Here is a 17,529-nt window from a genome sequence, read left to right as displayed (position 1 = left end):
ATTATTTACTGTCCTGTTGTAATGCTTCAAGCTCTTCCCATCGGTTAAATGCCTGCTCAAGTTCTTTTTCCGCGGCATCTAATCGTTCCAAAATGGGTTGAGTCTGTTCAACACCCTGCGAAAAAAAATCAGCATCGTTTACTTGCGTCTGGAGTGTTTCTATCTCTTGTTCCAAAGCTTCGAGCTGTTCCGGAAGCGACTCAAGTTCACGTTGCTGCTTATAAGATAATTTTTTACCTTTACTGACCTTCGCAGGTGGATTTGTTTTCACTGAAGCGCCCGCTGCCTGCACCAGAGATACATCCGGCTCTGACGCTTGGCGCTTTATGACTTCATTTCTTGCCGCGTATACTTGCTGCCGCTGTTGCTGCGCATCGTGATATCCGCCGACAAACTCTTCAATCTGGCCATTGCCCTCAAAAATCCAGCTTGTCATCACTGTATTATCCACAAAATGACGATCATGGCTGACCAAAAGCAATGTACCCTGATAGTTGGCAAGTAAATCTTCCAAAAGTTCCAATGTCTCGATATCTAAATCGTTCGTTGGTTCATCCAGCACCAAAAGGTTATTCGGGCGGAGGAAGATTCGGGCTAACAATAATCGATTTTTCTCTCCGCCAGATAGCGCTTTCACTGGCGTTCTTGCCCGCTTCGGAGAAAATAGAAAATCCTGCAAATAACTTAAAGCATGGCGTGGACGCCCACCAACCATCACTTCCTGCTTACCGTCAGCTAAATTATCCATCACGGTTTTTTCAGGATCCAGTTTCTCTCGATACTGGTCAAAATAAGCAACTTCCAGTTTTGTACCGCAATGTAAGCGGCCATGAGTCGGCTGAATTTTACCTAATAACAATTTTAACAATGTACTTTTACCGCAACCATTTGGCCCGATCAAGGCAATTCGGTCGCCACGCATAACATTAAAGCTAAAATTATCAATGATACTTCGGCCATCAATTTCATACGAAAGATTTTCAGCTTCGAAGACAATCTTGCCGGAACGAACCGTATCATCTAATTGTAAGTTCACTTTCCCCTGAACATCACGTCGCTCACTGCGCTCTTGGCGGAGTTTTTTCAATGCTCTCACCCGCCCTTCATTACGTGTTCTACGGGCTTTAATACCTTGACGAATCCAAACTTCTTCCTGAGCGAGCTTCTTATCAAATTCAGCATTTTGCAGTTCTTCAACACGTAGCAGCTCTTCTTTCTCCGTCAGATATTGTTCATAACCCGTCTCGAATGAAGCAAGCTGTCCGCGATCTAAATCGACAATCCGGGTCGCCATCGACTGAATAAAGCTGCGGTCATGCGAAATAAAGATGATTGACCCTTTGAAATCCTTCAGAAAATTTTCCAACCACTCAATCGTCGTAACATCCAAATGGTTGGTCGGTTCATCAAGCAACAATACGTCAGGTTCACAAACCAATGCCCGGGCCAGTGCGGCCTTCCGCTGCCAGCCACCGGATAGATCGGTTAATAAAGTCTGCCCATCAAGATTTAACGAAGCCAAAACATTTTTAATCCGTTCATCAAAACGCCATCCGCCATTATGATCCAGTTGTTCCTGAACTTGCGCGAGTCGGGTAATATTTTTTTCACTCGGATCACGTTCAATCAACGTCAGCAATTCTTGATAGTTCTGAAGTTGTTGGCCGACATCAGCCAGACCATCCGCAACATACTCAAATACCGTCCCTTCCTGATCTCTGGGTGGATCTTGTTCCAAACGGGAAACCACGACGTCCTGCGTTACGGTCATTTTGCCGTCATCCAGATGAATCTCTCCGCTGAGAATTTTCATTAACGTTGATTTGCCCGCACCGTTTCTGCCAACCAGACAGACCCGCTCGTTTTCCTGCAGAGAAAAGTCCATATGATCCAGCAACGGATGATCACCAAATGCTAAATACCCGTTATGAATGCTTATTAATGCCATATGCTTCTAACCAATCTTGAATGCTGTAAATATAACGGTCACTTTGATACTCATCTCTGAAAGCTAAATGCCAATCGTGACAGCGTCACTATAGTTTGCACTTATTTTTCAGTCATCATCATTGACTGACCAACAAAGCAGGCTGATTTTCGGTCAGCCTGCTCACTAAATAAAATTATCGCGCTGTATGTTATCGAGAAATGAAGCAAGATATCAATTATTCCGTATCTGCTTCGCGATGACGAATAAGCCAACAGTTATGGATTTGCTGATGCCGTTTAAAATCTAAAGGCAATGTTTGTGATGAGATATTCTCCGCAGAGAGCTGCAATGCGGCCATACCTTCCATATCCATCTTGAACTGCCGTTTATTATTGGAGAATACGATGACACCATCCTGACGTAGAATGCGTTTCAGATGTTGCATGACATGAATATGATCACGTTGAACATCAAATGTCGCTGCCATTCGTTTCGAATTTGAGAATGTCGGAGGATCAATAAAAATTAAATCATATTGTCCTTTCGCTTGCTCAAGCCATTGTAGGCAATCCGCTTGCTCGTAGCGATGTTGACGCCCAATTTGCCGATTGAGAGCCATATTTTCTTTCGCCCACTCCAGATACGTTTTGGACATATCAACCGTCGTGGTTGATTTTGCGCCACCCAATGCCGCATGGACCGTCGCTGTTCCTGTATATGCGAACAAATTAAGAAAATCCCGACCTTTTGCCATGTCTCCCAGACGACGGCGTGTCAATCGATGATCGAGAAACAAACCGGTATCGAGATAGTCATATAAATTAACAATAAACCGGGCGCCATATTCCTGCACTTGCGAGGTTTTAGCTTTGGTGGACATTTTCTGATACTGCGCGTGTCCTTTCTGTTTTTCTCTCACTTTCAGGACAATATGATTTGCATCGACATCCATCACCTGCGTTGTTGCCCGAATCATATCGGTCAGACGCCGTTTGGCTTTCTCCGGTGCAATTGATTTTGGTGCCGCATATTCCTGAATAACCACATGGTCGCCATACACATCAATTGCAGCATTATAATCGGGAAGATCAGCATCATAGACGCGATAACAATCAAGCTGTTCTCGTTTTGCCCATGGGGTGATTTTTGCAATATTTTTGCGTAAACGGTTGGCAAAATCGGCAGCGACTTCCTGACTTGCCAACTGCCGCTGGCTCTCATCTCGCTCAGCAATTGCATATATTTTTAAGTGACAAGGTAACGAACCATTTCTCATTTTGAATTGTTTATCAGCCCGCATCCGCAAACAGCTTAATAACTCGTCAGAACTGGAAAGGAACATCGCCTTACATCCGCCAAACTCAGATTTCAGTTGCGCACCTAACGAAGCATACAATGCGATGAGACTTGGCTCCGTCCCCAACCGCTCCCCATAAGGTGGATTAGAAATAATCAAGCCAGCCTGAAAAGACACCGGACGCTGTAACTTTGCAGCATCCATCGATTGAAATTCGATTAGATCACGAACACCGGCACGACGTGCGTTTTCTTTTGCCAGATTCAGCATCTTTTCATCATAGTCATAACCATAGATCGGTACTGAGACTTGTTTGATTCCCCTTTTCGACTGAACACTGGCTTGTGTTTTGACTTGTGTCCAAAGCTCTGGTTCATAGTCAGGCAAAGACTGAAATCCCCAATGAGCCCGATTGATACCGGGAGCTATACCTGCAGCCATCATCGCCGCTTCAATGACGATCGTGCCGGATCCACACATTGGATCCATCAACGCAATATCACCTTGCCAACCACTACGCATGATCATCGCTGCCGCCAGCGTTTCTCGCAAAGGTGCAGCACCAGCTTCGGTCCGATAACCTCTGATATGCAAGCTTCCCCCAACCATGTCGATCCCCATGATGGCTTTTTCTTTATTCAGACGGACATGTACCCGAAGATCCGGACGATCTTTACTGATCGTCGGTCGAGGTAAGTTTCTTTTCGTAAAATGATCAACGATCGCATCTTTTACTTTAACCGCCCCGTATTGACTATTGCGGATCGACTGATTGGTGCCGTTGAAATCAACTATCACCGTTCCCGATGGTTGTAAGTAATCACTCCACCGAATCGCTGATGCCGAGAGATAAAGATCCATATCATCCTGACATGAAAACTCTGAGAGAACTCGGATAAAACGTGAAGCGATCCTGCTCCAAAGGCAGCAACGATAAATTATTTCATTGGTGGCGCGGAACCGGACACCGGCCTGAACGACTTGGGTATCACTAACACCTAAGCGGTTCAACTCTTCTGCTAATAGATTCTCAAGTCCGATTGAAGTCGTGGCTAAATACTGATGCATCGATGGTCTTTACTCTGAAAATTGGCTCGCAATTATACCTGACATTCGTCTATTTGGGTAAATCAAACCAAGGAATTTTTCTTTTTCTGCTCTGAAAGTCGCCATTTTTTCTTCCCTTATATACCAATGCATTTCCAGTAAGTGAGTATTTATTCACCCTTAAATTGGTCTATACCAGAACCTTATTTACAATGTAAATTTATTACAAAAATACCCCAAAAGAGGAACTCTTGTATTCAAAAGGTCATCATTACAGTGATTTTCGCTATCGCATTGATGATGAATTTATCGAAATTTATGGATGAATCTCACAGTTGAGATTTCCATCTGGATAGCATGGCGGTTGGTTGCAAGATTTTAAGACAAAAAAAATCGGCCTTTCAGCCGATAGGAAATAAAAAAAGGAACAAAATACGAATGGAAATCACTAGCCAACTAAGGCTACAGGTTGTGAACCGAGGTTCACGTACTCCATACGGTCATGCATAACTTTGATAGCCTGACCATATTTGAGTTCTTTACCCGGAGCCAGTGTAAATGCCTCCAGTTCAATGCTAGCGCATAAACTGGCATATTCACCGACTTCCAGAACAATAAAGCGACCAGCGTTCATTCTGTTCTTCAGCTGGACTATTCCCCCGACATGCGGGACGGTTTCAGCATTCTGGAGATCAAAGAACCAGCTTTTCGGTTGAACGGGTTTATGAAATCTTTTCGCTGCGACACAGTTTAGAATGAGTTCAACTTTTCTGGGTTCAGACAAATCCAGACACGCAACACTCTCTTTAAACACTTGGTAATCACTGGCATCATCAACTGTGAACTGACCAGAAGTAAAAGCGCAAGTAACAAGCAGCTTTTTGGGTAAAAGGGTTTTAAAAACCATCTCGTTTCCCAAATCGAGCATTAAGTGGCCTTCTCTATCACAAAAATACCAGTTCCATTTATCACTCGGTTTCAGCATATTACAACTCTTTTCAATACGGATCATTTATGATACTCGTGCCCTGATCGAGCAGTTTACCAACGAATCAATATCATTCTAAAAGTGAAAAGAGAAAAAAAAAGAGGAAATGAATACTCATTTCCTCTCGAATATTTCAGGCTGATTTGGTGCAAATCAGTGCAATATTACCAGATGACTATAAATTTTTGACGATGTCTTTTACTAGACCAGGCCCATGGTAAATAAAACCAGAATAGACCTGCACCAATTTAGCACCAGCCAGCAGTTTTTCTTTGGCAGCAACATAAGAGTCAATACCACCAACACCAATGATTGGAATCTGCTCTCCCAGTTCCTGATATAATTTACGAATCACTTCGGTACTTCGAAGTTGCACTGGACGACCACTCAAACCACCCGCCTCATTGGCGTGTTTCATGCCTGCCACAATTGAACGATCCAGCGTCGTATTCGTTGCAATCACACCATCGATATTGTTGCGCAGCAAAGACTGACAGATCTGTTCGAGTTCATCATCACTTAAATCCGGTGCGATTTTCAGTGCAAGCGGAACATACTTACCGTGCAGCTTCGCTAATTCAGCTTGTTTTGCTTTTAATAACGTCAGTAGTTCATCCAACGCTTCTCCGTACTGCAACGAACGCAGTCCCGGTGTATTGGGTGATGAGATATTGACAGCTATATATCCGGCATATGGATAAACTTTCTCCATACAGATCAAGTAGTCATCCGCTCCTTTCTCAATCGGAGTATCTTTATTCTTACCAATATTGATCCCCAAAACGCCATCATAGTTTGACTTTTTGACATTCTCGATCAGTTGATCAACACCTTGGTTATTGAATCCCATCCGATTGATGATCCCTTCCGCTTCGACCAATCGGAACAGTCGAGGTTTATCATTCCCGGGCTGTGGCTTTGGTGTTACCGTGCCAACTTCAACAAAACCAAATCCCATAGCACCAAATGCATCGATACATTCTCCGTTTTTATCCAGCCCTGCCGCTAATCCAACCGGATTTTTGAACATCAGGCCCATACATTCGACCGGACGATGCGGTAAATGCTGGCGGTAAAGGAGATCAAGAGGTGTGCCGGTGAAACGTTTAAAATTTTGAATTGCAAGATCATGTGCCTTCTCGGCATCCAATTGGAAAAAGCCACTTCTGGCGATACGGTAAAGCATTGTGCCTCCGAAAGAAAAAAGCCCCGTACAAACGGGGCCTTATTATTTACTCATTTGCCGAACAATTCAAATTTAATAATGTCAGCTCCCTGAGTGCCACTGAGAATTTGGCAAATTCATGGACAGCGCCGACTTTAAATTCGTTGAGGATATTCTCCCACCGTTGCAAGGTTACCTGGTTGGCTTCAATCCATTGTTCCAGTAATGCGAGCTCATCAAATGAATCTCCGAGACAAGCACAAGAAAGAACCTGAGATGTTAACTGACGCTGCTGCCAATCGAGATCTTCCCGGAATGCAGCACGAGCCAAAGCTTGCCAATTATTATCAACCGCCTGATGATTGATTTGCTCTAAGAACCAGTGCAGCGATAAACGTACACCAAGGTGGAAATATAGCTTCGCTGTTTGCTGAACTGTAATCCCTTTCTCTCTGGCGACGATACAAATATCCAATGCAGAATTGAGACTGGAAAGGCGGGAAACATAATGTGCCATATCGTCATCGATTCCCTGTCCGATCCAGCGGTTAGCAAGCGCATCGTGATCACTGATTTCTCTGCCAACCAACGCCTCATCCAGATGTGCCGCAATTTGCTGCACATCCTCTTTATAAAGTTCGATCAGTTCATTAACCGATTTTTTACCCATATGATTGCGGAGAATCCAACGGGACAAACGTCTTAAAAATCGCCGGACAACCCCCAGCACTTCATATTGTGCCGCTGTGGTAGCCTGATTATCCAGCACCCGAATTTTTTCCATAATATGGTCAAGGTTATAGATATCTCTAGCCGCACAATAAGCATTGGTAATCTCAACAACACCGGCTCCGGTTTCATCCTGTAAACGAGAGACAAAATTACAGCCCATTTCATTGACCATTTGATTCGCTAGTGCCGTTGCGATAATTTCGATCCGCAATGGGTGCGTCGGAAGTAACTCAGCATAGTTACGGCGTAACTCAGAAGGAAAATATTGAATCAACTGCGTCGCATGGTAATTGTCACTGGCAATACGTTCATCCGCCAACTGCTCCTTCAACACCATTTTCGCGTAAGCAATCAGAACAGACAGTTCAGGACGAGTCAGTCCTACTTCCTGTTTTTCACGCTCCAACAGGGTTTCATCATCGGGTAGATATTCCAGCGCCCGGTCCAAAGCACCGCTCTTTTCGAGCGCATGAATAAAGCGAATCTGCTCTTTGACCAAAGAGATACCTTGCACTTCAGTCACCGAAATCGATTCGGCCTGCTGATAAGCATCAGCGAGAACAATTTCTCCCACTTCATCCTGCATTGATTGCAGTAACTGATTGCGCTTCTTCATCGTCAGCTCACCATGTGCAACCAATGTATTCAGGAAGATTTTGATATTGACTTCATTATCCGAACAATCAACACCACCGACATTATCGACAAAATCAGTATTGATGCGTCCCCCCTTCAATGAATATTCGATGCGCCCTAACTGCGTCATCCCGAGGTTGCCGCCTTCGCCGACAATTTTAGCCTGCAAATCAGCGCCATTAATTCTCACAGCATCATTGGCTCGGTCACCGACATCAGCATCGGTTTCTTGGGAGGATTTCACATAAGTACCAATTCCCCCATTCCACAGCAAATCAACATCCATTTTCAGAATTAAACGGATCAAATCATTCGGAGCCAGCCGTTTTTGATCCGTTTGCAGCATGGTTCGGACTTCCGGTGACAGTGTGATTGATTTCGCCTTACGCGAGAAGATCCCACCCCCTTTTGAGATCAACTTCTGATCATAATCTTCCCATGATGATCTGGGCATCTTGAATAAACGATCCCGCTCCTGCCAACTTTGTGCAGGATCCGGATCGGGATCCAAGAAAATATGCAGATGGTTAAAGGCCGCCAACAAACGAGTGTGTTGTGATAACAACATCCCGTTACCGAATACGTCACCGGCCATATCACCGATCCCAATCGCGGTAAACTCGGAGGTTTGACAATCAATCCCTAACTCTCGGAAATGACGTTTAACCGATTCCCAACCACCTTTCGCGGTGATACCCATCGCTTTGTGGTCGTAGCCGTTTGAACCACCGGATGCAAATGCATCTCCTAACCAGAAGCTATATGCCTGTGAAACAGAATTAGCAATATCAGAGAATGTTGCCGTCCCCTTATCTGCTGCGACCACCAGATACGGATCATCAGGATCATGTCTAACTACCTGGGCCGGTGGCACAACATCCCCTTCTTTAATATTGTCTGTGATATCCAGCAGTCCCTGAATAAACTGGCGATAACATCGTTGTCCTTCCGCAAAAATTTCATCGCGGTTACTAAACAAGTATTGTTTTTTACAGATGAAGCCGCCTTTGGCTCCCACAGGTACAATCACGGTATTCTTCACCTGCTGAGCTTTGACCAACCCCAGAATTTCTGTGCGGTAGTCTTCGAGTCGATCCGACCAACGCAATCCACCCCGAGCAACTTTACCGCCGCGTAAATGGACGCCTTCAACATCCGGTGCATAAACAAAAATCTCATAAGCAGGAACCGGTGCTGGAATATCAGGGATATCCCGCGGACTCAGTTTCATCGACAACCAAGGTTTCGGCTGCCCTTGCTCATCCGTCTGGAAGTAATTCGTCCGGAGTGTGGCCTGAATCATTTCCATGTAACGACGTAAAATTCGATCATCATCAAGACTTTCAACATCTTCAAGCTGGGCTGAAAGCTCATTCACCAATTTCTCAAATGCCCGGATACGTTTCTGTTCATCCAAAGCCGGATTGAAACGCGCGCTAAACAGAGCGACGAGCCCCTTAGCCAACTGAGGATAATGATTAAGTGTATCTTCAATATATTGTTGACTGAACGGGAAGCCAACCTGCCGCATATACCGAGCATAAGATCTCAGAATAGAAACTTCTCTTCCCGTCAGTGAAGCGCTCAATACCAAACGGTTAAATCCGTCATTATCGAGCTCCCCTTGCCAAATCGCAGCAAAAGCCTGTTGGAAACGATCTCTTGATTCACGAATATCAATCGCCATATCAGTTTTATGTAGCATAGAGAAATCAAGAATCCAGTAAGTCTGCCCATTGGTTTTATCAACTTCATAAGGAGACTCACCAATCACTCGAAGCCCGAGATTTTCAAGCATTGGCATGACATCGGATAAATGAATCGGTTCATCCCGATGATAGAGTTTCAGCTTGACCACTTTGGAGTGACGATCTTCTTCCTGTGGGCGATAGAACAGCATGTCTAATTTATGCGATTCGCTTAAGGACTCCAGCCGTTCGATATCCGCGACAGCCGTACTTGGCATCATGGCTTCTTTATAAGAGCGAGGAAAAGCTCGCATATACTCTTTTGAAAGTGGTAGTCCTTTACTCTCACCTAAATTTGCAACAATGGCTTCAGATAACCGATCATCCCAACTGGTCGATGCTTCCATCAAGTTCTGCTCTATTCTTTTCACATCAATATCCATATTATTGTTATCAACCCGCACGATATAATGCGTTCGGGCTAACGGACTTTCTGAGAAATATACTGTATAATCAACGGGTTGATTTGATTCAAAATAATCAGCAAGCACCGTTTGTGTTTTTTTCCTCAGTTCAGTCGTATGTCGGTCTCTCGCGACATAAACCATACAACTAAAGAAGCGTCCGAACGGGTCTTTGCGGACAAATAACCGCAACAGATCCCGATCCTGCATCTGAACCACGCCCATACCGACTTCGAGCAACTCTTCCTCATTGGCCTGTAACAGTTCATCCCGTGGATAATTTTCGAGAATATTGTGTAACGCTTTATAAGAATAAGCCCCCTCGCGATAGCCACTGGCAGCAAGGATCCGGCGGACTTTATCACGGATCAACGGAATACTTTCAACCGTTTGGTTATAGACCGCTGAAGTGTATAAACCAGTAAAACGATGCTCCCCGATCACTTTGCCGTTTTTATCAAACTTTTTGATCCCGATATAGTCGGTATAAGCCGGACGGTGGATCCGAGACTGACCATTCCCTTTGGTCATGATCAACAAGAATGGCTTGGTTGCTTCCAAACGTGCGGAATCAGAAAAATCGGAGAGCTTGACACCTCTGACCCGCTTCGGATCAGAAAAAAGTCCCAGTCCAACATCATCGGTTGGTTTAAGCTCCCCGCCTTCCGAGGTATCAATCAAATCGTACTCTTTGTAACCCATGAACGTGAAATTATGATTGGCGAGCCAATGTAAGAACTCCATCGTTTCTGAGAATCGTCCTTCATCAACTGGCAGTTGCTTTTTCTGTTTTTCCAGTTGCTGAATAACACGATTGAGTTGTTCAACCATCGGCGTCCAGTCTCTGACAACCAATACAGTATCTGCAATCACTCGGATGACTTCATCACGTAGGTGTTTTATCTTTTGGCTATCCGTTAATCGATCAACTTCGATGTGAAACATCGAATGCAGCTCGCCCTTATGATGACCAATTGAAATAATTTTATTATTCTCATCACGCTGAATCTGAGCGGGACCATGCAGCATGATATGGCAGGCCAGATCAAGGCGATTCAGAACCATTTTAATTGAATCGACCAAAAAAGGCGTATCGGGAACAACGACTTCAATAATTGTATGTGTGGATTGCCATCCATGTTTGCTGACCACCGGATTAAAAACTTTGACGGATTGTTCAGTAACTTGAGCTTCATTCAAATGATGCCAAAGACTAATGACCGCACCATAGAGATCGGACTCCGTTCGATCAATCAGGTCATCCTGTGAAACGTTATTAAAAAGATGCTGCGCCAACTGCTTGACGACCGAATGTTGTTCAGAATCGAACTTTGATTGGATCAGTTGGTATACTTTCTCAACTAAAACTGGCTGTAATGTATCGTGGGAGCCCATAGAAACCTCATCTATTACTGAATTGCCTGTTATTTTTGTTAGTTTATGCGTTAAAGAGAATATTTTTGTAAAATAAACAACTGAATTGTGAAGCAGTTTTGATAAAAATTAACTAATTCGTATCACAAAAGAGAGAATGTGTTACGTAAATGTCAAATTAATTCAAGGTGCTGAAATTTATATTGTGCATCAGTCGTGAGACGGAATCTGCCTTTCAAACCAAACTGAGTCAAATAAGAACGAAAATGTGTTGCGGGAAGTTGAAGTGTGAGTCCATTGTCCGTTTTCACAACAATATGACTTGCCGAACCGGAGTAATGTGCAAGGTATTCCTGATAGGGAATATAAAGAGAAAAATAAAAATATTTCATCAGCGAATAATGACCGTGGCCTTGCCACGGTCTTTCCTCATTTTAACTAATGATAATACGACTAAGCTTCCAGCGCTTTGGTCACTTTTTCATAGAGATCTTTTGCTAGATTATCCATATTGAGTAACGCTTCTAACTCTTGCTTCATCAATTTCTGACGGACGGCGTCATAACGTTTATATTTCAACAACGGATCAATCAGACGTGAAGCGACTTGCGGATTAATCGCATTCAGTTGCTGTAATATTTCACCGGCAAAACGGTAGCCGCTCCCAGACTGGTCATGGAAACGCGCAGGGTTCTGATTCAGGAATGAACCAATCAAACTCCGGATACGATTCGGGTTTTTCAGCGTGAATGCTTCGTGGTTCATGGTTTTCTGAATCACCACCAGTGCATCTTCTGCCGGATTGGTTCCTTGTAACGCAAACCATTTATCCATCACCAGACCATCGTGTTTCCACTGACGACTATAGTCAGCCATTAATGTTTCGCGGCACGGAAGTTCAGCCTGATTTGCCGCCGTCATGGCAGCGATTGTATCGGTCATGTTGTTGGCATCCTGGTACTGCCGACGCACCAATGCATCCCCTTGTTCCGTCAATGCTAAATAGGATAAACAAGTATTTCTCAGAGAACGTTGGCCAATCGCAGCGTGTTCAATGGTGTACTCATCTTGCTTCAACGAGTGATAGAATACTGAAAATTCATCTTGTAACTCTTGTGCTAAAGCATTTTTGATCGCTTTCAATACCAACGAGATCGCATCAACATCAACCGTTTCAAACCAACCTGACACTTCATTATGATTTGGCAGTGACAACATTTCGGCAATAAATTCATGGTCCAAAGATGGATCGAGCAATACCCCACGGAAAGCATCCATCACCGATACAGGCAACTCAACTGACAATCCCTGTTGCACTCGCTCAATATTGGCGCGAATATACTTCGCAATCAGCATTTGTCCGGCATCCCAGCGAGCAAATTCATTTCTCGCGTGGATCATCAAAAATGCTAATGCTTCATCTTGATAGTCATAAACCAGTTTCACCGGCGCTGAAAATTCTTGCAGCAGCGAAGGGATTGGCTCACTACTAACCGACTCAAACACAAATGTCTGCTCTTCTTGGGTGACATTCAGAACATTTGATACTTTTTTATCGTTACACCGTAACTCAATAATGTTTCCCGCTACGTCATAGAGTTCGATAGCAAGAGGAATATGAAGTGGCTGCTTTTCTTTTTGATCGGCTGTCGGTGGTGTGTTTTGTTTCACTGAGAGTGTAAACGTCTGCGCGGCTTGATCATAAGCACCGCTCACTCGAAGTTCCGGTGTTCCCGATTGGCTGTACCATAAACGGAACTGTTGCAAATCAACGCCCGATGCATCTTCCATTGCCGCGACGAAATCTTCACAAGTTGCAGCGGTGCCGTCATGACGTTCAAAGTAGAGTTTCATCCCCTTCTGGAAATTGCTTTCACCCAGTAAGGTATGAATCATACGAATCACTTCACTGCCTTTTTCATAGACCGTCAAAGTATAGAAGTTATTCATTTCGATCACTTGATCCGGACGAATCGGATGTGACATCGGTGAAGCATCTTCGGCAAATTGTGGTCCGCGAATAATACGAACATTATGAATACGATTGACAGCCCGAGAGCCTAAATCTGAAGAGAACTCTTGATCACGGAAAACGGTCAACCCTTCTTTCAGGCTGAGTTGAAACCAATCCCGGCAAGTGACGCGATTCCCCGTCCAGTTATGAAAATACTCATGTCCAATCACAGCCTCGATACCGAGATAATCAGTATCGGTCGCGGTTTGATCATTGGCTAAGACGAACTTGGAGTTAAAGACATTTAACCCTTTATTCTCCATCGCGCCCATATTAAAAAAGTCAACGGCTACGACCATATAGATATCCAGGTCATATTCCAACCCGAATCGTTGTTCATCCCATTTCATCGCGTTGATCAGCGAACGCATCGCATGATGTGCGCGATCTAAGTTGCCTTTATCAACGAAAATTTCAAGTGCAACATCTCGGCCGGATACGGTTTGGTAAGAATCGCGAAGCACATCAAAATCACCAGCCACCAGCGCAAATAAGTATGAAGGTTTTGGATGCGGATCTTCCCAGCGGACCCAAGATTTTCCTTCATCGGTTGTCCCCTGCGCAACTTTGTTACCATTGCTGAGCAAATAAGGATAATTTTGTGGGGCAATAATTGTGGTGGTATATCGCGCTAGCACGTCAGGGCGATCGAGATAATAAGTGATTCGGCGGAACCCTTCAGCTTCACATTGTGTGCAAAATGCGCCGTCAGATAAATATAAACCTTCCAGCGCTGTATTTTCTGCTGGATTAATCAGTGTCTCTATTTGTAGTTCAAATTGAGCAGGAAGATTACTCAATTCTAAGCCGGCTTCGACAACCTGGTAATCGGTCCACGGTTGCTGGTTGACCTGAACACTCACCAACTCAAGGGCTTCACCATCGAGCGTCAATTGATTGCTTTCTTGTAACTGTTTCACCTGAGATACGGCGACGACGCGGGTTTGATTTTCATGAAGGTCAAATGTGAGATTGAGATCTGTGATCGTATGAGAAGGCGATTGATAATCTTTACGATATTTGGCTTGAAGCGTACTTGCCATCTTGAATCCTTTTGCGTTAACAATATAAAACTTTTCCAGAATATATGGAAATAGGTTTTGTCAGAGATATAGAACGTCTTTCGCGTCTATAGATAAAGCTACTCTAGGCGATTCTCATATAATTCTCAATGACCGAACAAGATTATCTGTCGATGTGCTGATGTTCCTATCTTATTGTATAGCAATATGACTCATATACTCATCAACAAGCTCCCAGACTTACTCAACTCGATTCAACACCGCAACCATTGCGCCATGTTCAAAATTAACCGTAAGCTGATCGGCACTGACTTGAAAACGGGTATCGTGTTCTCCCTGATCGTACAATAAAACCAGATGATCGTTTTCGGTATAGTAGACACCACGGTGAACGGCTTCATTGCCTTGTCCATCAACAGAACGAATAAAAAATAAGAAATCAGGTTGTAGAATCAGCTGAATTCGTGTCACACCGACTACATCCAACTCCGTTCCCGATAGATATTCACTTTGCCAATAGCCGACCAGAGAGCGAGAAAGTGCTTTGAAGAAAGTAACCCCATTTAACATCAGTCGATTATGAGTTGTCTGGTAGGTATAAATTTGTGGTTCAAGAGCGTGAGTGCCAAGCATTAATGTATCTTGGCTCGCTGTATATCCACCTTCCCAATACTCGACTGAACTATCCCGCTTTTTTACCTGAACGGCAAATGTATAACTGGAACTCAGAGTCATATGGATGGACATAAAATCCTGATGCGGGTCTTCAGGATCAGGATTCACCAGATACCACTCACCGATCAAAAAAGGAAAATTGAACTGAGTGAGATCGTCCTTATGGCTGGAACTCAATCCACTCCCAGAACACATAAAACTGAGGATAGCGACATACCATTTCACATTTCGCATCAGATATTCTCCTCACTTTTTTCTTTAAGCTTAGAATCCATATACTGATAAAGCGAACAATTCCATGATTGTCTAGGCCGCAACAAAGAGCAAGACTCGTTCAGATTGAACAAAATTCAACCACAAAAGGTCAACAACCCCTAGGGATGCCAAAAGACAGAGATTGACAGTATGAGGCAGATAAAAAAAAGAAAACGCGCTTTAAAAAAGCGCGTTTATCTATAGAAGTCAAAAAATGACGAAATTAAGAACCAATATTGACCATATCAACGGTAATTGCGACGGCTTCATCCAAATAAGCATCCGGAGCAACATAGTCCTTCGGAATATCTTCGAACTTGGCATAAGGCTTATGGCCTTCTTGCTTCTGGCGCAAATTGATTCGTTTTAATTTCAGTGCATCCGCAGCGTCAGTCTCCTGACGTCTGACAGCTTCGTTCAGAGAAAGCCAATTCTCATTTTCTTTCTCTTGTTTATACTTCGCAATGTCTTGCTCGATAAACTGAAACTCCATATCTTTGGCAATGCGTTTTTCATGACGTTTTTTCAGTGCCTGAATCAGCTTTTGATAGTGATGCACTTGCGTGTAATCAGCGCGACTAATGCTATCCCAAGGTAATGCATTATCTTCAACACTTTCACCGGTTTCACTCGGATCGACGGCTGTCGGGAATGCAATATCAGGGGCTACGCCCTTATCCTGAGTGCTACCGCCATTGATGCGATAAAACTTCTGGATGGTATATTGGATATATCCCAATGGCTCACTGAACAAATCGTAAATACTATTCAACGAGTAATGTTGCTGAACCGTCCCTTTGCCATAAGAGTTTTCTCCGAGAATCACTGCGCGATCATAATCTTGCATGGCTGCGGCAAAAATTTCAGAAGCAGAAGCACTATAGCGGTTAATCAATACCGTTAAAGGCCCGTCATAACTACTCTTGCCATCCGTATCGCTGTTGATGTTTACTTGCCCGCGACTATCACGTACCTGAACCACCGGTCCTTTTTTAATAAATAAGCCCGTTAATCCGGTTGCTTCAGTCAGCGCACCACCACCATTATTACGCAGGTCAACAATCACGCCATCAACATGCTGCTGCTTAAATTCAGTCAACAGTTTATCGGTATCCCGGGAAAGTCCGACATAAAAACTAGGTACTTCAAGCACCCCGATTTTCTTGCCGTCTCGTTCAATCACTTTTGACTTAACAGCCCGATCTTCCAGACGAATTTTATCTCGTGTGATTGTGACAACGTGACTTTTGGCGTTCTTGCCTTCCGGCAGGATTTGCAGTTTAACCACGGTACCTTTCGGCCCTTTGATCAGTTGTACGACATCATCCAGACGCCACCCAATCACATCAACGATCGCTTTACCTTCCTGACCGACCCCGATAATACGATCACCTTCAGCAAGTTTGTGGCTTTTATCTGCCGGTCCGCCAGCGACTAATGAACGAATGATGGTGTAATCATCCGTCATTTGCAACACGGCACCGATCCCTTCCAGCGACAGATTCATTTCAGACTTAAATTGTTCTGCGCTACGCGGGGAAAGATAGCTGGTATGCGGGTCAATCTGACGCGCAAAAGCATTCATAAACAGTTGAAAGACATCTTCACTATGTGTCTGCGTCAAGCGTTTGATTGCATTATTATAGCGTTTCGTCAGCGTCTCTTTGATTTCCGGCCATTTCTTTCCGGTCAATTTCAAATTCAACGCATCATATTTCACCCGCTTACGCCATAAATCATCTAATTCCTGCTGATTCTTCGGCCATGCTTCTTTCGAGCGATCTAATTCAATCGATTCATTGGTATCAAATTTTATCTCATGATCCAGTAATGAAAGCGCATATTGAAATCGCTCATAGCGTTTTTTAACGGAGATGTTGTATACATCAAACGCAATTTGGTCGTTGCCTGCATTCAGTTGGTCGTCCAATTCAACTGACCACTGTTTAAACCCATCAATATCTTTTTGAGTAAAAATATTACGGTTGTAATCAAGCAGACCAAGATAACGCTGAAATATCTTTTTGGAAAAAGCATCATCCAAATAAATATGCTTATAGTGAGACTGCACAAACTTATTCTTAATCCGTTCCGTCGCAAGCGAATGTTGGCTTTCGGGAGTAAGAACAGGGAGATCCGATTCACGGATTAAAGGTGCAGAGGCTTGAACAGAAGAAACTGCCAGCCAAAGGCCAGCAGCAATTAGTGTCAGTTTCGAACGGCATTTCATGCGTAGGAGGCT

Annotated in this window: 9 protein-coding genes; all 9 read right to left on the bottom strand. The window is 43.9% G+C overall.

Features of this window, described 5'->3' with window-relative positions; translation table 11 throughout:
* Position 1 precedes the first annotated feature (1 nt).
* Complete coding sequence (locus tag MKS89_RS07725; protein ID WP_072957892.1) at positions 2-1,948, bottom strand: ABC transporter ATP-binding protein; 1,947 nt, start codon at positions 1,946-1,948, stop codon at positions 2-4.
* 217 nt (positions 1,949-2,165) lie between these two features.
* A complete protein-coding gene (gene rlmKL / locus MKS89_RS07720; protein WP_072957895.1) occupies positions 2,166-4,295 on the bottom strand; it encodes a bifunctional 23S rRNA (guanine(2069)-N(7))-methyltransferase RlmK/23S rRNA (guanine(2445)-N(2))-methyltransferase RlmL in 2,130 nt (709 codons plus the stop codon).
* Positions 4,296-4,722: 427 nt separating this feature from the next.
* On the bottom strand, positions 4,723-5,259 hold the full coding sequence (locus MKS89_RS07715; protein WP_072957897.1) for a cell division protein ZapC: 537 nt from the start codon (positions 5,257-5,259) through the stop codon (positions 4,723-4,725).
* A 178-nt stretch (positions 5,260-5,437) separates the two neighbouring features.
* Positions 5,438-6,448 carry a quinone-dependent dihydroorotate dehydrogenase gene (pyrD, locus tag MKS89_RS07710; RefSeq protein WP_072957900.1) on the bottom strand — a complete coding sequence of 337 codons (1,011 nt, stop codon included), beginning with the start codon at positions 6,446-6,448 and terminating at the stop codon, positions 5,438-5,440.
* A 46-nt stretch (positions 6,449-6,494) separates the two neighbouring features.
* Positions 6,495-11,342 (bottom strand): NAD-glutamate dehydrogenase, encoded by a 4,848-nt coding sequence (locus MKS89_RS07705; RefSeq protein WP_072957903.1) that lies wholly within the window; start codon positions 11,340-11,342, stop codon positions 6,495-6,497.
* Positions 11,343-11,494: 152 nt separating this feature from the next.
* Positions 11,495-11,713: a DUF2835 domain-containing protein gene (locus MKS89_RS07700; protein ID WP_072957905.1), complete on the bottom strand. Its 219-nt coding sequence runs from the start codon at positions 11,711-11,713 to the stop codon at positions 11,495-11,497.
* Positions 11,714-11,774: 61 nt separating this feature from the next.
* On the bottom strand, positions 11,775-14,378 hold the full coding sequence (pepN, locus tag MKS89_RS07695) for an aminopeptidase N (RefSeq protein WP_072957907.1): 2,604 nt from the start codon (positions 14,376-14,378) through the stop codon (positions 11,775-11,777).
* 219 nt (positions 14,379-14,597) lie between these two features.
* Positions 14,598-15,266 (bottom strand): hypothetical protein, encoded by a 669-nt coding sequence (locus tag MKS89_RS07690; protein WP_072957910.1) that lies wholly within the window; start codon positions 15,264-15,266, stop codon positions 14,598-14,600.
* A 244-nt stretch (positions 15,267-15,510) separates the two neighbouring features.
* Entirely contained in the window at positions 15,511-17,517 is a 2,007-nt protein-coding gene (gene prc / locus MKS89_RS07685; protein ID WP_072957912.1) for a carboxy terminal-processing peptidase, read from the bottom strand.
* Positions 17,518-17,529 lie beyond the last annotated feature (12 nt).

It is taken from the genome of Vibrio gazogenes, assembly GCF_023920225.1.
Lineage (GTDB): Bacteria > Pseudomonadota > Gammaproteobacteria > Enterobacterales > Vibrionaceae > Vibrio > Vibrio gazogenes.
Note: the sequence above shows the minus strand (reverse complement) of the source record. Positions and strands in the feature narration are given on the sequence as shown.